The sequence below is a fragment of the Bacillus sp. 22-7 genome (genome assembly GCF_010628845.1).
Classification (GTDB): domain Bacteria; phylum Bacillota; class Bacilli; order Bacillales; family Cytobacillaceae; genus Cytobacillus; species Cytobacillus firmus_B.
In genome coordinates this window covers 291,206-309,774 of record NZ_NJQY01000004.1, presented here as the reverse complement: position 1 = coordinate 309,774, position 18,569 = coordinate 291,206, and the positions used below count along the sequence as shown (strand labels likewise).

14 protein-coding genes are annotated in these 18,569 nt (G+C 43.9%); 3 read left to right on the top strand and 11 right to left on the bottom strand.

Annotated elements, in window-relative coordinates; translation table 11 throughout:
- The first annotated feature begins 88 nt into the window (after positions 1 to 88).
- On the top strand, positions 89 to 4,561 hold the full coding sequence (locus CE058_RS03430) for a glutamate synthase-related protein (protein ID WP_048010452.1): 4,473 nt from the start codon (positions 89 to 91) through the stop codon (positions 4,559 to 4,561).
- Between the two features lie 253 nt (positions 4,562 to 4,814).
- Positions 4,815 to 5,894, top strand: coding sequence for an FUSC family protein (locus CE058_RS03425; RefSeq protein WP_048010451.1), 1,080 nt, complete (start codon positions 4,815 to 4,817; stop codon positions 5,892 to 5,894).
- A 62-nt stretch (positions 5,895 to 5,956) separates the two neighbouring features.
- On the opposite strand, the gene nikC is transcribed toward CE058_RS03425, so the two are convergent.
- The 10 genes from nikC to fabL all read right to left on the bottom strand — a co-directional run bounded on the left by nikC (position 5,957) and on the right by fabL (position 16,914).
- Complete coding sequence (gene nikC / locus CE058_RS03420; protein WP_048010463.1) at positions 5,957 to 6,817, bottom strand: nickel transporter permease; 861 nt, start codon at positions 6,815 to 6,817, stop codon at positions 5,957 to 5,959.
- Positions 6,818 to 6,871: 54 nt separating this feature from the next.
- On the bottom strand, positions 6,872 to 7,876 hold the full coding sequence (locus tag CE058_RS03415; RefSeq protein ID WP_048010462.1) for an ABC transporter permease: 1,005 nt from the start codon (positions 7,874 to 7,876) through the stop codon (positions 6,872 to 6,874).
- Positions 7,877 to 8,147: 271 nt separating this feature from the next.
- On the bottom strand, positions 8,148 to 9,758 hold the full coding sequence (locus tag CE058_RS03410) for an ABC transporter substrate-binding protein (protein WP_048010450.1): 1,611 nt from the start codon (positions 9,756 to 9,758) through the stop codon (positions 8,148 to 8,150).
- Between the two features lie 78 nt (positions 9,759 to 9,836).
- Entirely contained in the window at positions 9,837 to 10,805 is a 969-nt protein-coding gene (locus CE058_RS03405) for an ABC transporter ATP-binding protein (protein WP_048010449.1), read from the bottom strand.
- Positions 10,780 to 11,796, bottom strand: a complete 1,017-nt coding sequence (locus CE058_RS03400) for an ABC transporter ATP-binding protein (RefSeq protein ID WP_048010448.1) — start codon at positions 11,794 to 11,796, stop codon at positions 10,780 to 10,782. The genes CE058_RS03405 and CE058_RS03400 overlap by 26 nt, the downstream gene beginning before the upstream one ends.
- Before the next feature lie 321 nt (positions 11,797 to 12,117).
- Positions 12,118 to 13,866 carry an ABC transporter ATP-binding protein gene (locus tag CE058_RS03395; RefSeq protein WP_163140278.1) on the bottom strand — a complete coding sequence of 583 codons (1,749 nt, stop codon included), beginning with the start codon at positions 13,864 to 13,866 and terminating at the stop codon, positions 12,118 to 12,120.
- Between the two features lie 377 nt (positions 13,867 to 14,243).
- Entirely contained in the window at positions 14,244 to 14,774 is a 531-nt protein-coding gene (ntdP, locus tag CE058_RS03390; RefSeq protein ID WP_009335840.1) for a nucleoside tri-diphosphate phosphatase, read from the bottom strand.
- 287 nt (positions 14,775 to 15,061) lie between these two features.
- Complete coding sequence (locus tag CE058_RS03385; RefSeq protein WP_048010446.1) at positions 15,062 to 15,313, bottom strand: YgaB family protein; 252 nt, start codon at positions 15,311 to 15,313, stop codon at positions 15,062 to 15,064.
- A 574-nt stretch (positions 15,314 to 15,887) separates the two neighbouring features.
- Positions 15,888 to 16,079, bottom strand: a complete 192-nt coding sequence (locus CE058_RS03380; RefSeq protein WP_048011778.1) for a gamma-type small acid-soluble spore protein — start codon at positions 16,077 to 16,079, stop codon at positions 15,888 to 15,890.
- 85 nt (positions 16,080 to 16,164) lie between these two features.
- Positions 16,165 to 16,914, bottom strand: coding sequence for an enoyl-[acyl-carrier-protein] reductase FabL (gene fabL / locus CE058_RS03375; protein WP_048011777.1), 750 nt, complete (start codon positions 16,912 to 16,914; stop codon positions 16,165 to 16,167).
- 165 nt (positions 16,915 to 17,079) lie between these two features.
- Here fabL and CE058_RS03370 point away from each other — a divergent pair, with 165 nt between their 5' ends.
- Positions 17,080 to 17,304, top strand: coding sequence for a hypothetical protein (locus CE058_RS03370; RefSeq protein ID WP_048011776.1), 225 nt, complete (start codon positions 17,080 to 17,082; stop codon positions 17,302 to 17,304).
- Positions 17,305 to 17,343: 39 nt separating this feature from the next.
- Here CE058_RS03370 and mutY read toward each other — a convergent pair whose 3' ends face one another.
- Positions 17,344 to 18,438, bottom strand: coding sequence for an A/G-specific adenine glycosylase (gene mutY / locus CE058_RS03365; RefSeq protein WP_048011775.1), 1,095 nt, complete (start codon positions 18,436 to 18,438; stop codon positions 17,344 to 17,346).
- Positions 18,439 to 18,569: the final 131 nt, after the last annotated feature.

Sequence of the window (18,569 nt, the reverse complement as noted above, 5' to 3'; positions counted from 1 at the left end):
AAAACCCGTAAACAAAAAAAACTTATAGATTACTATTTTTCAGGAGGTGAACGGCTTTAAGGCGCAGCCTTATTTTCAGCCGAATTTTATGACATTACAGCAATGGAGTCCTTCACTTTTTAAAGAGTTTTACCGCCAGGAGCATGATGCGTGCGGCATCGTTTCTGCCATGGAGAAAAAGAAAGTCCCAACCCGCGAAAATATTTTCAGCTGCATCAATGCGCTTGTTACGATGAATCACCGTGCCGGTTTTATTAATGGAGAAGGGGACGGTGTAGGGATCCATATTGATATCCCGAGAGAGCTGTGGAAAGAAAAGTTAAAGGAAGCGGGAGCCGATTCTAACGCAGCAGAAAAAGATGGATTTGTGGTTGGCCATGTATTTATGTCCAGAAAGCAGGATACTGAATTACTGAAAACGATCTTGCTGCAAAAACTCGCTGACGCAAGTCTGACGGTTATTTATGCATCTGACGAAGTAACCGAATCTTCAGCTTTAGGACCGATTGCCATACAGGAAAATCCAGTATTCTGGCAGTTTGCCTGTTTAGCAGAATCGAATGGTGCAGAGCTTTCCAAAAAGCTGTTTGAATTAATCGTTGATTTTGAAGAAGACGAACATGTCCATGTCGCCTCCCTTAGCCAGCATCATGCTGTGTACAAAGTTATGGGAGCCGGAGATATTCTTCCGAAATATTATCACGATCTGGCAAGCCCCCTTGTTGCTTCAACAATGACACTTGGGCATAATCGCTATTCAACTAACACATTATCAAGCTTTTTCCGCGTGCAGCCTTTTAGCGTGCTGGGACACAACGGGGAAATCAACACCATTGCCAAGCTTAGAGATGAAGCCAAAATGGTCGGCGTTCCGCTAGTAAAAGATGGCAGTGACTCACAGGATCTGAGCAGAACGCTTGAAACGTTTATTTGCCGTGACGGCTATTCTCTCTTTGAGGCAATGGACGTCATGTTCCCTCCTATCGTGAATGAAATCAAGTCATACCCTGAGCATCTTCAGGATATGTACGCCTATATCCGGGAAGCATGGGGACATTTTGCCCAGGGACCAGCAGGAATTATTTCCAGATTTGCCGATGAGGCAGTGTTCAGTGTCGATGCATTGGGCCTTCGCCCGCTGTGGATGCTGGAAACCGAGAGCTCCTACCTGTTCTCATCAGAACCAGGAATCATCCCATCCAGTGAATATGTTAATGAGCCTAAGCCGCTGTCACCAGGTGAAAAGGTGGGGCTGAAATGGGATGGTGATACACTGGCTGTTTACGAGCACAGCCATTATCAGGCTGAAGTTTTTAACCGATTTTCAATGAGAGTGAACGCTGAAAATTTCAGGATCCGCCTGCAGTCTCCAAAATTGGAAAAAACCATTACTGTAAATTACCCGGATAAAATTCATAACGGGCAGTATAAAGCATTCGGCTGGGAGAGAGACCATGTCCAGCTTGTCGAGCAAATGGCAGAAAAAGGAGCGGAGCCAATCCGTTCTCTTGGACACGACTCACCTTTAGCAGCACTGAATCCTCAGCGGAAAAACATCGCAGATTTTATTAAGGAAAGTGTTGCTGTCGTTACAAACCCTGCCATTGACCGTGACCGGGAAACGGAGCATTTCTCAACTCGTACGATTATCGGCCAGCGTCCTTCTTTATTTGAAAAACAGGAGCAAGGGGCCGTTATTGAATTGCAGACTCCTATTTTAATAGAAGGCAAAGCAGGCTTTGAATGTTCCGATGAACTCAATCAGCCGAGCTATGACCAAGTAACCGGCTTCTATCAGGAACAAAAGCTGATATCTTATTTATCTTCCACATTTACGAAAGATGAAACGGTAAAAGAAGCTTTAGACCGTTTAGCAGCAGAAGCGGTTGATGCGGTCAAAAATGGCAAAACCCTGCTTGTACTGGATGATGCCAATGCTCATCAGGAGGACGCTTACTGGATTGACCCGCACCTGGCCGTCTCTGCGATCGATCAGGCTCTTGTCAAAGAGGCATTGCGCCGTGAATGTTCCCTGCTGCTCCGGTCTGCTTCAATCAGATCGCTTCATGATATCATTACCGCATTCGGTTTAGGCGCTGATATTATAAGCCCTTACTATATGTTTATGACGGTTCTAGGCGAATCTGATACACCGCTGAAGAATTTATATTCAGCTCTGACTAAAGGACTTGAAAAAGTCATTTCCACTATCGGGATTCATGAATTAAGAGGCTATGGCCGGTTGTTCTCTGCCATTGGTCTTCATGAGGAATTAGCCGGATATCTGAATATCGTCAACTTCTTCGGATCTAAAGAACTTTCATTCAGCTTCAGCGTTTTAAAGGAAGACGCTTTTGCCAGAGCGGAAGATTACCAGAATGAAAAGGAACGGATCGGAAAAACGTTCAGCCTTTTCCCGCGCATCTGGAAAGCGATCGGCGAAGTGGCATCGACTGGTGACTATAGTGTTTACAAGGAAAAAATTACTGAACAGGAAGACCAGAACCCGACAACAATCCGCCATTTAACCGGATTTAAGGAAACGGCTTCTCATCTGAAGCCGGATGATATCAGCCTGCATGTGGGCGAGCATGACCTGCCATTTGTTATCTCCTCCATGTCCTTTGGCTCTCAGAATGAAACGGCCTTTAGAGCCTATGCAGAAGGTGCTGACAGGCTGAACATGGTCAGCCTGAATGGTGAAGGCGGAGAAATCAAGGATATGCTCGGAAAATATCCGAGGACCCGCGGTCAGCAGGTAGCATCAGGACGCTTTGGTGTTAATGCCGAGCTCCTGAATTCATCCAACCTGCTGGAAATAAAAATTGGGCAGGGTGCAAAGCCTGGTGAAGGCGGTCACCTTCCTGGATCCAAGGTTACGGCAAAAATTGCAGAGGCACGTAATGCTACAATTGGATCGGATTTGATTTCACCTTCCAACAATCATGACATCTACTCGATTGAAGATTTGGCACAGATGATTCATGAACTTAAGACAGCCAATGACAAAGCCAAGGTTGCAGTTAAGGTGCCGGTTGTGCCGAATATCGGAACCATTGCAGTCGGGATTGCAAAAGCTGGTGCTGATATCATCACATTGAGCGGTTTTGACGGAGGTACAGGGGCAGCGAGAATTCACGCCCTTCAGCATGTTGGCCTTCCAGTTGAGATTGGTGTAAAGGCAGCTCACAACGCCCTGCTCGAAGCAGGCATCCGCGATAATGTGGAGCTTTGGGCTGATGGCGGCATCAAGAGTGCTGCAGACGTATTGAAGGTTATGCTGCTGGGTGCTAACCGTGTAGGCTTTGGTACACTTTCCATGCTTGCTATCGGCTGTACGACATGCCGCGGCTGCCACCTTGATACTTGCCATGTTGGAATTGCAACACAAATAGATTCAGAGGCACAGGCGAAGGAACATGGCTTAAGAAGATTTGTTCCACGCCAATTCGATCTTGCTGTTAAAGGCATCATGAACCTGTTTACTGCTTTTGGCGAAGAACTGAAAGCATTGGCAGCTTCTGTTGGCATAAAAAATCTGCAGGATGCTGTAGGACGTTCTGATTTGCTTGTACAGATTAAAGGACAGGATCAGCTTGACCTGACTCACCTGCTGAAGACACTTGAAATCGGCCAATTTTCTGCCCAGGAAGCACCTGAAGCCCTGCAGGAAGCCCAGCTGCAGGTAGCTGTTGGAGCAGAGTATCTCGATGCAAGTGTAGAAGAACTGGATCAGTCACGTGAATTCCAAAGCGTCACTTCCGAGCAGCGTGTACTGGGAAGCCGGGTTTCCTGCCACCGTGTAAGAAACAGACTCGACGGTTCTTACAAAACTCTTCCGCAAGTTGATTTGAAATACAAAGGCGGTTCCATCCCAGGCAATGGCCTTGGAGCTTACAACAGCTTCGGCATCAACATCGAAGTTGCCGGAGGCGCACAGGATGGCATCGGAAAAACTTCTTTCGGCGGACAAATTAAAATCTTTAAAGCAAAAGGCAAAAATGGCAAGTTCTATAATGGCTCTGTTGGTAAAGGCTTCGGCTATGGAGCACAGGAAGGCTTGCTTGTAGCTCAAGGAAATGCTGACGCCCGTGCCGGAATCAGATTATCCGGAGCGGATATGATTATCGGCGGCCAGCTGCAAAGGCCGCTGCCTGAAAAAGAATACGGCAATATCGGTTCAAACGCCAATATTAAAGGGTTTGCCTTTGAGTATATGACGAATGGCCGAGGCCTGGTCCTTGGCGATGCCGGTCCATGGATCTGTGCAGGAATGACAGGCGGTGTTGTTTACTTAAGACACCAGCCGGAAATGGGCTTAACAAAAGAAGCCATCCAGCGCAGAATTGCCAAGGGAGCTAAAGTTTCGGTTACTTCTCTTTCCGATAAAGGAAAGGAAGATGTAAAAGAACTGCTTGGCCAATACATTGCCATGCTGAATGATCAGGGACAGACAGAAGAAGCTTCCCAGCTTGCTTCCCTTCTTAATCATCCGGAAGACCACTTTGTTCAAGTAATACCGGTCAAAGAACAGGCAGACCCGTCTGTTTCCACAGAGTGATTATCTGCACAATCAAGCCCCACCCGTTTCTGCGGATGGGGCTTTTTGTCTTCTTTAAGGCACCCTTAACTTTTTTACTAACTATTAATAATAATTTCATAAAAATGCCCCTTGAACTTCTTTCCATATCCCTGTATAGTACATTATTGTTTAACAATGAGCAAAATCGTTTAAAGTAGGTATAATTACTGCTTTTACGGTTAAATCGCTTTTCAATGAACCCAATTTTTAAGAAAGAAAGGACATACATTGTATGAAACTTGGCGCCCGCATACTTAAGACGGGAATCGCAATCATTCTAGCTCTATTATTATCAGAACTCTTTCAGCTTCCTGCTCCTATCTTTGCAGGAATTGCCGCTATTTTTGCCGTTCAGCCGACCATTTACAGATCTTATCTTTCTATTGTGGAACAGATCCAGGGGAACGCAATCGGTGCATTAATTGCCGTGATTTTTGTGCTTTTATTCGGCAACCATGTCTTTATCATAGGTCTGGCAGCTATTATTGTTATCACGATTAATCTTAAGCTAAAAATAGAGAACACAATTGGCCTGTCACTTGTAACCCTGATTGTCATCATGGAGACACCGGGTGATACCTTTCTGCAATTTGCACTTATTCGATTCTCAACCATTATGCTCGGGGTATTATCAGCTTTTATTGTTAACCTTGTATTTCTTCCGCCTAAATACGAAAACAAACTATATTTTAAAATATCCAATAACACAGAGGAAATTACCAAATGGATCAGGCTTACCATACGCCATGCATCTGAACACAGACTGCTGAAAAACGATATAGATAAAATGAAAGACAGTAATGTTAAGCTTGAACAGCTGTACTTAATGTATAAAGAGGAAAGAAATTATTTTAAACGAAACGATCTGGTTAAATCCAGGAAACTCGTTATTTACCGCCAAATGATTTCCACTGTAAAACGCTCACTGGAAACATTAAAAAAGCTTCATCGATTTGAAAATGATCTGCAGCAAATGCCTGAAGAATTCCAGCATGCTGTGCAGCAGCAGCTTGATATTCTTATCCATTATCATGAACATGTTATGCTAAAATTTATCGGGAAAGTTCGTCCGAATGTAGTATTTGAGGAAGGCGACTTCAGCCTGAGCAGAAAGGAACTGGTGAATCTTTTCCTGGCTCAGCAAAAAGAACATGAACATGATGAAGAATCCATTCTGCCGCATATCATGCAGATTGTATCAGCTATTGTTGATTACGATGAACATGTGGAGCACCTGGATAAACTTATATCCAGCTTTCAGTCATATCACAAGGACGAAAATGAGGTTACCATACCGGAGAATGCCGAGTAGACTGTGGTCTATTTACAACTTACATTCATAGGAAAAAGCAGCTGATGTCAGCTGCTTTTTTGTTAATTCTTCATACGCGGATCAAGTGCATCCCTTAATCCATCACCCATTAAATTAAACCCGAGAACTGTAAGCATGATCGCAAGTCCCGGGAAGATCATCGTCCATGGAGCCTGTATCAAATATGCCTTTGCATCAGAGAGCATTTTCCCCCATTCAGGATTTGGCGCTTCTGCACCAAGGCCAAGGAATCCAAGGGCAGCACATTCAATAATCGCTGTTGCAATCGCAAGTGTTCCCTGTACAATTATTGGCGCCATACTATTTGGCAGAACATGCCTGAATAGAATACGGCTGTTGCTCATCCCAATCGCTTTTGCAGCCATAATATATTCCTCCTGTTTGACACTCAGCACCCTTGAACGGATCAGTCTGCCAAAGTTGGGAATATTGATAACCGCAATGGCAATCAGGGCATTTCTTAATGATGGGCCAAGCACAGCCACAATCGCAATAGCCAGCAATATGCTTGGGAAAGCAAGCATGATATCAAAAACGCGGGAGATGATGGTATCAACCCATTTGCCATAATATCCTGCTACTACCCCCAAAAGGCATCCAACTACAATAGATCCGATTACGGCCAGAAAACCTACCCATAATGAGATCCTTGCCCCGTAAACCACCCTTGAAAAGATATCCCGGCCAAAGTCATCTGTTCCAAACCAATGCTGGCTGGATGGAGCCTGAAGCCTTTTTGAGAGCATCTGTTCATTAATCCCCTGCGGTGCAATAAGCGGTGCAAATACTGCCAGAATGATGAAAAATAATACAATGATCGTGCCGATTAAAGCCAGTTTGTTTTTTCTAAAGCTCCTCCATGCTTCCACCCAGGGGGAAACCGCTTTTTCTTCAGCCGGCATAATAGGCGGCTGAAGGTCTTTTTGTGTTGAAAGTTCCAAGTCTGTTCCCCCTCCTTAATTATATTTAATCCGCGGATCAATTGCTGCATACAGCAAGTCCACCACCAGATTGATCATGACAAAGATAAATGCAATGATAAGAATGCCTGACTGGATAACAGGATAATCACGATAGTTGATAGCCTCATAAATATACCGTCCGATTCCCGGCCAGCTGAAAATCGTTTCTGTTAAAATGGCGCCTCCCAGCAATAATCCCATTTGAAGACCGATAATCGTAAGAACTGGAATGATGGCATTCTTTAATGAGTGCTTATAAACAACCCAGAACATTCTCAAGCCTTTGGCCCTCGCTGTTCTGACAAAATCAGATCTCATTACCTCAAGCATCGTAGAACGGGTAATTCTCGCAATGATCGCCATTGGGATGGTCGCCAGGGCAAATGCCGGCAGAATCAGGTGTCTTATGACATCCCAGAATTGATCGATTCTTCCCTGCAGGAGAGTATCGATCATATATATGTTCGTTATGGCTTCAATCGGATTTCTTACTTCTTCCCTTCCCGATGTAGGCAGCCAGTCCAGCTTAATGGCAAATGCCCACTGCTCCATCAAGCCGAGCCAGAAGATTGGCATGGAAACGCCAATAAGCGCCAGCACCATTGCCACATAATCAAACCATGAATTCTGATACCAGGCACTGATGATTCCGGCATTCACACCGATAAAAACAGCAATTAACATGGCAACGAATGTAAGTTCAATTGTTGCAGCCAAATACGGCCAAATTTCCTGGCTTATTTCCGTTTTAGTCCGGAGTGATTCTCCAAGATCCCCCGTAATAAGCCCGCCCAGATATGTAAAATATTGAAGGTACCAAGGCTGATCCAGCCCCAGCTGCTTCGTTAATTCCTCTACTGCTTCTTTTGTTGCCAATTGTCCCAAAATAATCTGTGCCGGATTACCCGGTATTGCCCGGATCATAAAAAAGACGATCAGCGAAAGCCCCAGCAGAACGGGAATTAGGGAAAACAGACGTTTAAGTGTGTAGGACAGCATTGCCATCTCACCTCTCTTGAAGGTTATTAAGAAAAGCGCAAGCGCCTTGGTCACCCCCGACAAGCACAAGACGAGCCTCTCAGAAAGGCGTTCTTTGCCTTTTTGGGGGGATTGGCTTGTGACCTCGAGGGGGTAGGCGCTGGAGCTAGACAGTTATCGAAATTCAAAGTTTCCTAATTTATAATATTTCTATATAGAAAAGGGAGCTACAGAACTGTACTCCCTTTTCCTTGAAATATAAGAAGTATACTTATGTCACTTGTTAAGCAGCTTATTTAAATTCTACAGTTGCCAGTAAATCAGAACCTGTTGGATGCGGCTTGAAGCCAGTGATATCAGCTTTACCCGCAAGGATTGGTCTTGAGTGAACAAGCGGAATCCACGGAGCATCTTCTTTGATCAGAAGCTGAGCCTCTTTGTAAAGTTTTTCACGCTCTGCCTGGTCTGCACTAGCCTGAGCTTTTACAAGCAGTTCATGCACTTCAGGGTTTTCGTAGTAAGAGTAGTTGTTGGAACCGATGCTGTCCTGATCAAGAAGAACATACAGGAAGTTATCAGCATCCCCATTATCGCCAGTCCATCCTAATAGGAATGTATCAGCTTCACCATTCTTAGCTTTATCCAGGTAAGTACCCCACTCATAAGTTACAATCTTTGCTTTTACGCCGATTGCATCAAAGTTGGCTTGAAGTGCTTCAGCCACTTTTTGTCCATCCGGCATATATGGTCTAGGAACCGGCATTGCCCATAGCTCCATTTCAAAACCATCTTCATATCCTGCTTCTTTTAAAAGTTCCTTAGCCTTCTCAGGGTCATACTCATAATCCTTAACGTCATCATTGTAACCCGCTACAACTGAAGGCATTGGGTTTTTCGCAGGCTCAGCTGCACCAGCATAGAATGCATCAATAAGAGCTTGCTTATCAACTGCATAGTTCAATGCCTGACGGACTTTTTTATCTTTTAATGGTCCACGTGTGCTTGTCAATCCAAGGTAAGCTACGTTTAATGATGGACGTTCAAAAGTTTGAAGATCCGGATTTCCTTCGATTTGGCCAACATCACTGAAGTTAACACCATCGATTAAGTCGACTTCGCCTGTAGCCAGGGCGTTCAGACGAGCAGAGTTTTCAGGGATGACACGGAAGATAACCTCATCCAGCTTTGGAAGGCCTTCCTGCCAGTATTCTTCATTTTTCACAAGAGTGATGCGGTCGTTTGCTTTGTATTCTTTAAATACAAATGGACCTGTACCCACCGGGTTGTGAAGGAATTTTTCACCATGCTTTTCAATCGCAGCCGGGCTTGCAATTCCAAATGGAGACATCGCAAGGTTCTTTAAGAATGGTGCAATTGGCTTGTTTAAAGTAAACTCAACTGTGTAATCATCTACAGCTTTCACTTCAGAGATTTTATCCCCAAACTGAGAGTTATAGTAATAGAACTGCTCAGCGCTTCCGGCTTTCCATCTTTCAAAGTTGAAGACAACCGCTTCGGCATTAAAGTCAGTTCCATCGTGGAACTTTATGCCTTCACGAAGCTTTAATGTATGCTTTAGCCCGTCTTCGCTCATTTCCCATTCAGTAGCAAGGCCAGGCTGAATTTCTGTATCCTGCTCACCAAATTCGATCAGAGTTTCATAGATGTTTTTTGTAACTTTAAAAGATTCGCCTTCTGTTGTAATAGCGGGATCAAGTGAAGTAGAATCACCGCCGCGGCCAAATACTAATGTACCGCCTGATGACGTTTCCTCTGTATCTGTACCTTTCTCTTTATCCTTTTCGTCTTTCGTTCCGCTGCTTGAGTTGCTGCTGCAGCCGGCAAGAGCCAGTGACAGTAACAAAGCTGCAACCAGGAACCAAATGCCATTGCGCTTCTTCATTGTTTTCCCCCTTTTTCCTTTTGGCCGGTATCGGCTATTTAACATATTTATCATCCATGCAGTTCTGCCCTATATAGCTCAGCTATAAAGATGGCAGGCTGCAAAGTGACCCGGTTCAATTTCCTTCAGCTGCGGCCTATCTGATTTGCAGATTTCCATGCATTCTTTACATCTAGTATGGAAAGCACATCCAGCTGGCGGATTCTGCGGGCTTGGAATGTCCCCGGTTAATAGCTCCCTGTCTTTCTTTAATGTCGGGTCAGGGATGGGAACTGCACCAAGCAATGCCTTTGTATAAGGATGCAGCGGCTTATCGTAGAGCTGGTCAGAGGTTGTGATCTCTACTAACCTTCCAAGATACATAACACCAACTCTATCACTGATATGTTTAACTACCCCGAGATCATGGGCAATGAATATATACGTCAGCTGAAATTCTTTTTGAAGATCCTCCAGCAGGTTGAGCACCTGTGATTGAATGGATACATCAAGTGCTGAAACAGGCTCATCTGCAATGATCAGCTTAGGCTTGGTCATCAATGCTCTTGCGATTCCAATCCTCTGCCTTTGGCCTCCGCTGAATTGGTGCGGATAGCGTTTGGCATGGTAGCTGCTGAGGCCGACAACCTCAAGCATCTCTTTTACCCGCTGTTTACGTTCTTCTTTGTTCCCGATGCCGTGGACAATGAGAGGCTCCTCTAAAATCTGCTCAACAGTATGGCGGGGATTTAACGACGCAAACGGATCCTGGAATACCATCTGCATTTCCTTTCTCATCTTGCGCATTTCCGCTGAGTTTAGGGAAGTCAGATCCTTGCCTTCAAAAACCACTTTCCCCTCTGTCGGTTCAATCAGGCGCATCAGCATTCTCCCTGTGGTTGATTTGCCGCAGCCAGATTCACCAACAAGGCCAAGCGTTTCCCCTTTGTTAACGAAAAAGGTGATATCATCAACCGCTTTCACGTCACCCTGTTTTCTTCCAAACAGGCCGCCTGTTACGGGGAAATATTTCTTTAACTGATTAACTTCCAACAGCACTTCGGTCATCAATCACACCCCCAGACTCATGCAGGAAACAGCGCACTGTATGCTGTTCTGCATTATTGGCATTATAAAGCGGAGGACTTTCCGTCATGCACCGGTCATGGACAAATTCACAGCGCGCTGCAAAACGGCATCCAGTCTTAATGGAGCCTGGTTTAGGCACATTTCCCGGAATGGAATATAATCGCTCCTTTTTCTCTCTTACATCAGGCACTGATTGCAGAAGTCCCTGGGTATAAGGATGCTTTGGATTTTTAAATATCTCTTCTACAGGAGCTTCCTCCACTATTTTCCCGGCATACATGACAATTACCCTCTCACATACTTCCGCTACTACCCCGAGATCATGCGTAATCATGACTATGGCTGTGTCCAGCTTTTCATTAAGATCCTTCATAAGGGATAATATCTGTGCCTGGATGGTCACGTCCAAAGCAGTTGTCGGCTCATCAGCAATCAGAAGCCGAGGATGGCAGGACAATGCCATGGCAATCATTACCCTCTGCCTCATTCCCCCTGACAGCTGGTGGGGATATTCCTTTACTATCTGCTCTGCCCTTGGCAGACCAACAAGCTTAAGCATTTCAACAGCCTGCTGGATTGCAGCCTTCTTATTTAATTTTTTATGTAATCTAATTCCTTCTGTCAGCTGATCTCCTATTGTAAATAACGGATTCAATGAAGTCATCGGCTCCTGAAAAATCATAGCCACTTCATTTCCCCTTATTTCACGCATTCTTTTTTCTGATGCTTTAACGAGATCTTCTCCATCTAAAAGAATTTCACCGCCAACAATTTTTCCCGGGGGCTGTGGAATCAGCTTCATAATGGATAGAGATGTAACACTCTTCCCGCAGCCTGATTCTCCTACTATCCCCAGAATTTCACCCTTGTTGACGGAGAAACTGATATCATCCACAGCCGGAACTTCTCCATCTGAAGAGAAAAAGGATGTCCTTAGCTGTTTTACATCTAAAACTGGAGCTTGATTCACACGGATACTCCTTTCCTGATCGTCCTTTTCTATGAAATGGGACATTTTTAACAATTTTGGACCTTAGGTCACTATCTTTTTTTCATTCTATAAAAAAAGATTGGTTAAGTCTACTCATTTTTCTAAATTATTTAAATATAGTAAACATTATATATTTTTAAACATGGATTTATAAGTAATATCCTACTAATAATTATGAAAAAGATGGAGATTAATGACCGTTAATTGCCGGAAGCTGTTTTAACACTATAGTAATTTAACGCATTGCTATAAAAAAGCACACAAATAAAGCCGGCCCTGTAATAGAGCCGGCTTTTAAACCTAATTTTCAAGCTGCTGAACTTGAAAAAGCTTATAATAATTGCCTTGTTTTTTCATTAATTCGTCATGGCTTCCCGCTTCAGAAATTTCACCATGCTCTATCAGAATAATTCTATCTGCATGTGTGATGGTGGAAAGTCGATGGGCCACGATAAAAGTCGTGCGGTCTTTAGCCAATTCTTCCAATGCTTCCTGTATCAGATGTTCACTCTCCAGATCAAGGGCTGAAGTGGCTTCATCCAGCACAAGGATCGGCGGATTTTTCAAAAAGATTCTCGCAATGGCAATTCGCTGCTTCTGCCCTCCCGACAGTTTCACACCGCGCTCGCCAACCTTGGTATCATAGCCTTCAGGCAAATTCATAATAAATTCGTGGGCATTTGCAGCCTTGGCAGCATCGATTACTTCCTCTTCAGTGGCATCGGGTTTGCCGAGCAGAATGTTAGTTTTGACCGATTCACTGAACAGGATATTATCCTGAAGCACCATCCCGATTTTATCGCGAAGGCTCCTTACTTTAAACGAACGGATATCAGTGCCGTCAAGAAGAATTCGGCCTTCATTCACATCGTAAAAACGCGGAATCAGCCCTACCAGAGAGGACTTTCCTCCTCCGCTCATCCCTACAAGTGCAATTGTTTCCCCTGCTGATACATCGAGATTTATTTCCTTTAATACCGGAGGCTCAGTCTCATTGTAGGAAAAGCTCACTCCTTCAAATTGGATATGCCCTTTAACATCACGGCATTGAATGGCATCAGGTGAATCGTCAATATCGTATTTCTCATCAATTAACTCAAATACCCGATCCATAGATGCGATTGATTGGGTTAAGGTGGTTGAAGAGTTAACAAGTCTTCTAAGCGGTCCGTACAATCTATCTATATAAGCGACAAATGCCATCATGACACCGAGGGAAATATCTCCCTGGATAACCTGATATCCTGAATATCCAATGACTAAAAGCGGTGATATGTCTGTAATGGTGTTCACTACTGCAAATGCCTTTGCATTCCACTTCGTATGGTCGATCGCTTTTGTCAGGAAATTCTTATTTTGCGCATCAAATTGGGTCTGCTCATAATCCTCAATGGCAAAGCTTTTAACTACTGCCATTCCCTGAACACGTTCATGCAGATAGCCCTGCACCTCTGCAAGTGCCTGTGAACGGGCCCTTGTCAGCTTTCTGAGATTCCCAAAAAAGTACTTGACTGAGAAAGCATAAAATGGAAATAACAGCAGGGACACAATCGTCAGCGTAACGTCCATATTCAGCATAATGACAACTGCAATTAAAATGGTTGCCACATCGAGCCATAAATTCATTAAACCGGTTACGACGAATGTTTTGGTTTGCTCAACATCATTTATGACCCTGGAAATCACTTCCCCTGTTCTGGTATTTGCATAGAATCGGAAGCTTAACTTTTGAATGTGGGTAAAAAGCTTATCCCTGATATCATACAGAATTTTGCTTGCCACCCACTGGGCAAAGTATTGTCGGTAATACTCAATTGGCGGACGGGCGATGACAAATAAAGCAATCATCACAGCCATAACCAATAACAGTGTGCTGTTCTTATCGCTCTGACTCAAAGCATCATTGCCAATAATATCATCTATTACATACTTAATCAGAAGCGGAATCAAAAGCGGTATGGCAAATTTAATGATGCCTATGATAATGGTTCCTATAATCTGAAGCCGATACGGCTTAACGAATTTCAAATATCTTTTTATACTGTCCAACCGGATCGCTCCCCCTCTCTGTCTCATTCCCTGTTATTTTCTTAAACTTACCCCTAAACCCGGCAATCATGCAGATTCATGGCGGAAAGCGCAAGCGCCTTGCCCACCCCCGTCAAGCACAAGACGAGCCTCCCTGAAAGGCGTTCTTTGCCTTTTTGGGAGGATTGGCTTGTGACCTCGAGGGGGTAGGCGCTGGAGCTAGACAGTTATCGACGTTCAAAAATTATATACTTTCTTATCTTTTTAAGAAAAGCGCAAGCGCCTTGCCCACCCCCGGCAAGCTGTGACCCCGAGGGGGCAGGCTGCTTGCGCTGGACAAAAATAAAAACCTGCTGACTCAAGGTCCAACAGGCGTTTTTTCGGCATTCAGCCCTTTTTTAGCGTCTGTAAGTAAGATAACGTTCATACCATATATCAATAAAGTCGGGTGCAAAAGGACCTTTTCTCTGACGAATCCAATGGATGAGGTTGTCCACATTTGATTTAAGGATGCTGTCAATCACATCGGGATAATTCATTTCCTGACGGTGCCGTTCATATTCGTCTTCGTCAAGCAAATTGAATGTCATGTCCGGATATACTTTAATATCGAGATCATAATCAATATACTTTAACGCTTCACCATCAAAAATAAATGGTGAACTAATATTACAGTAATAATAAACACCATCTTCCCGAATCATTCCAATCACATTAAACCAGTGCTGAGAATGAAAATAACAAATGGCTGGCTCTCTCGTCACCCATGTTCTTCCGTCAGATTCTGTTACGATTGTCCGGTCATTTCCGCCAATCACCAGATTTTGTGTCCCTTTTAATACGGTTGTTTCCTCCCAGACGCGGTGGATATGCCCATTATGTTTATAGCTGTGTATTTGCATTGGTTCGCCTTCGATGGGTACCGCCATTCTTTTCCCCTACTTTCCTTCCGGAAGCTTTGCAACCTGATAATACTTTTTTGGCGCCTTTAATAGGCTTCCTCCCCTTCATGCTAAGCGCATACTGCACAGCATGACTCAATAATATCCAAAAGAAAAAGGCAACAAAGTACGATTCCTGTTTTCTACTATTATAACGGTAAAAGGAAATTTTTAAAACAAAGAGCCATTGAAATGTATCAATGGCTGTAAAAAAAGGATATAATAGCTTATTTTATAGGTATTGAAGACAACGAAAGATTATAGAGAGTTTATCTTTAAACGGTTACATTTACTTTCTGGTAGGAGCGGATGACCTCTTCGGTCTGTTCCTCAAATATACGATGAATTTGTTTGAGCTCTTCTTTCATTCTGGCAATTTCATACTGTACACTTTCAAGCTCTGTTTCCTGCTGAATGGCTTTTAATTCCTCTTCAATCTCCTGGCAGCGCTCCAGTTCACTCTGCAGATAAAGAAGCTTTTCCATCGTTCTCATCTGTTCTGAAACCAAACTGTTAAAGTTCTCCATTTTTGTTCCACCGTCCCCATTATTTTTCCTATTTCTATAATTTCGCTGTACCTTTTTTTAACCCTTTGACTAGTTATGTTGACTTTATGGAAGTTTTGTCGAAGGGACAGAGCATAAGAAAAGCGCAAGCGCCTTGCCCACGAAGGAACGCAGACTAAGAACGCCACGTCCTGTGGCAACGTCTGCATGACCCACATCCTGTGGGCCTCAAGCACAAGACGGCCTCCCGGAAAGGCGTTCTTTGCCTTTTTGGGAGGGTTGCCCGAAATGTGGAGGCGACTGCTCAGGGACGACAAGCATAAGACGAGCCCTGCAAGAAGGTGTTCTTTCCTTCTGGAAGGGATTGGCTAGTCTTTCGTCCCTGGGAGCCGAAACAAGCCAAGCTTGTGACCTCGAGGGGGTATGCGCTCCTCCTAAAAGCTAACGCTTTTAGCCGTGCGATGATGATGCTGTCGAAGCGTTCCTTGTGGAGCTAGACAGTTATCGACGTTCAAAAATTAAAACTTACTTATCTTTGCAACAAAAAAGAAGCCGCCCTTTCCATTTAAAAGGCGGCTTCTTTCTTTAGATGTAATTAGCGGCTTTGTTTGCCTGCATTTTGACCTTTGCGAGCTTCAGCTTGCTGGTTTTGCTGTCTTACTTCAGCAGCATTTGTTTCGCTGGCAAATTCAGTACCGTATTGGCCTTGGCCAGCAGATTGTGCGTTTTGTTGTCTCACTTCTTGAACGTTAGTTCCAGCTTGAGATTGGTTTGGTTGTTTAGCCATTATAATCACCTCCACGCTCATTAATTTAACCGGGAGTGAAGGAAACTATCCAACTTTTTTAAAAACCAAAAATATCCATATTTTATTAAACCAGCAGAGAAATGCCGCCATCCACAATAATCGTCTGGCCGCGTATCATGCTGGATTCCTCACCTAACAAAAACATAACCGTATTCACCATATCTTCAATTTCAACCATTCGTCCTGCAGGTGTTTTCGTTTTTGCTTCTTCCAGAAGCTCTGTACGGTTAGGGAAATGTTTTAAAGCTTCTGTATCCACCGCACCGCCTGAAACAGCGTTTACGGTGATATTTTTAGGGGCCAGCTCAACAGCCAGGTAACGTGTCAATGCTTCCAATGCTGCCTTGGAAACCCCAACAGTCGTATAGTTTTCCAGGTAGCGGATCGATCCCAGCGAGCTGATGCTTACAATTTTTCCGCCGCCGCTTTTCTCCATTAGCTTTGCAGCTTCCTGACCGCAGAAAAGCAGGGCTTTGCTGTTAATATTCATCGTCCAGTCCCAATGAGATTCTTCCAGTTCCATTACGGGACGCAGAACCCCGGAAGCTGCATTATTGACAAACACATCGAGCCTTCCAAATTCACGGTCAATCTCCGCGAACAGTCCTTTGATTTTCTCTACATCCCCCACGTTCGCTTTAACAACCAGGGCTTTTCTGCCGAGCGCCTCAATTTCGGCTGCTGTTTCATTTGCAGCCGATTTGCTGCGTGCGTAATTGATGACAATATCATAGCCTTCTTTGGCAAGCCTAATGGCTGTCGCCTTTCCAATTCCTCTGCTGCTTCCTGTTACCAGTGCTACTTTTTGTGTCATGATTCAATTTCCTTTCTGTTATGTATTTCTGTTGTTTAAGGATTTTTATCAAGGGAATTTATAAACAAAACACCTTACCGATTTCATTTTAGCTTTTTCCATGTATATATGGCAATTCGAATTAAAACACTATCTGTAATCCAATTGAGGAAAGGAAGATGGCATATGTTTGTGGGTCGTGATATGACAGAGCTTTCCATGATGTCGAAATCGGACTGGAAGGACAGCGAGCTTGCTTTTTACCATCATTCATTTCAGCAGATCATGCCTTATTTAAATGCTGAAGGCCAGACGATTCATAGGGAGATTGTTGAAGAAATAGAAAACCGCGGCGGCCTGAAAAGGCAGGAAGCCGATTATACACACGGGACCAGGGTAAGCTACGATTAACCTTATTGAAAAAGGGGGCACGCCCCCCTTTTTCTATTCTTAGCTTTTCAAATATTGCTTCCAGATTTTCTGATGGGAAACCGGAAAAGGAAATTCCTTCATTTCTTCAAGAGTGACTAATTTCAAATCATTTTTTTCCTCTTTAAGTTCTAATAATTTTCCTTTATAAACATTTATGTTCCATGTTAAATGGGAAAAAACGTGTTCGATCTGACCCGTCATTTCCTGTATATCCACATGGGCACCATATTGTGTGCTGAACGCATCCTTCATCTGCTCTTTGTCGCTTACATAAGCAATATTGATCTCTGCCATGGGGAATTCCCAGAGATTAGCAAGCAGGCCTTTGCCGGGTCTTTTGTGTATTAGCACTCTGTCCTGATCATCTATAAGGACAGCTGCTGCTAATTGCACATTTTTTTGCTTTTTGGTTTTCGTTTTTACGGGCAGCTCCTGCTGAGTCCCTTCATAAAACGCAGTACAATGTTCTCTCAACGGGCATAATAAGCAGGAAGGAGAAGTTGGTGTACATATTAATGCGCCAAGCTCCATAAGCGCCTGGTTGAAATGGGACGGGTTTTCATGTGAAATTAATGTTCGAACGGAAGACTCAAAAATTTTCCTGGAAGAAGGCTTGGCGATATCTTCCCAGATGGAGAGGATTCGCGAAAGGACACGCATTACATTGCCATCCACAGCCGGTTCTGGTATTCCATACGCAATACTGAGAATGGCCCCTGCAGTATAGGGTCCCACTCCTTTTAGGGAGGAGATCTCTTTTGGCGTATCCGGAACTTTTCCTCCATATTTTTCATGTACCTCCCGGACGGCAGCCTGAAGATTTCTTGCCCGTGAATAATACCCCAGACCCTCCCAGGCTTTTAATACCTTTTCTTCGTCTGCTTCAGAAAGATCCTTGATGGTCGGAAACTGTTCAATAAAACGGTAAAAATAGGGGATTACAGTGTCCACCCGCGTCTGCTGAAGCATAATTTCAGAAACCCATACTTTGTACGGATCCTGATCTTTTCTCCAGGGCAAATCCCTTTGCTCGGCTTCGAACCAGCTGAGCAAATCATCTTGAAAACCTTTTATATCGGTTGATTCGATTGTATTTTGACTAACTTCTTTCAATTTTTTAATCCTCCTGATGTTAAACAATCGGAAAATATGGGAATATATTAGTACAGTCGCTGCTTATTAATAATTGGACATCAACTTCTGCGACACCTTTAAAGGTACCCATATTCAGCTGTTAATACAAG

Coding starts and splice junctions, on each gene's coding strand:
- CE058_RS03425 (WP_048010451.1), top strand. CDS start 4,815: ATGAAACTTGGCGCCCGCATACTTAAGACGGGAATCGCAATCATTCTA.
- ntdP (WP_009335840.1), bottom strand. CDS start 14,774: ATGGCGGTACCCATCGAAGGCGAACCAATGCAAATACACAGCTATAAA.
- CE058_RS03430 (WP_048010452.1), top strand. CDS start 89: ATGACATTACAGCAATGGAGTCCTTCACTTTTTAAAGAGTTTTACCGC.
- fabL (WP_048011777.1), bottom strand. CDS start 16,914: ATGACACAAAAAGTAGCACTGGTAACAGGAAGCAGCAGAGGAATTGGA.
- CE058_RS03405 (WP_048010449.1), bottom strand. CDS start 10,805: ATGACCGAAGTGCTGTTGGAAGTTAATCAGTTAAAGAAATATTTCCCC.
- CE058_RS03410 (WP_048010450.1), bottom strand. CDS start 9,758: ATGAAGAAGCGCAATGGCATTTGGTTCCTGGTTGCAGCTTTGTTACTG.
- CE058_RS03415 (WP_048010462.1), bottom strand. CDS start 7,876: ATGCTGTCCTACACACTTAAACGTCTGTTTTCCCTAATTCCCGTTCTG.
- CE058_RS03385 (WP_048010446.1), bottom strand. CDS start 15,313: ATGGAGAACTTTAACAGTTTGGTTTCAGAACAGATGAGAACGATGGAA.
- CE058_RS03370 (WP_048011776.1), top strand. CDS start 17,080: ATGTTTGTGGGTCGTGATATGACAGAGCTTTCCATGATGTCGAAATCG.
- nikC (WP_048010463.1), bottom strand. CDS start 6,817: ATGCCGGCTGAAGAAAAAGCGGTTTCCCCCTGGGTGGAAGCATGGAGG.
- CE058_RS03380 (WP_048011778.1), bottom strand. CDS start 16,079: ATGGCTAAACAACCAAACCAATCTCAAGCTGGAACTAACGTTCAAGAA.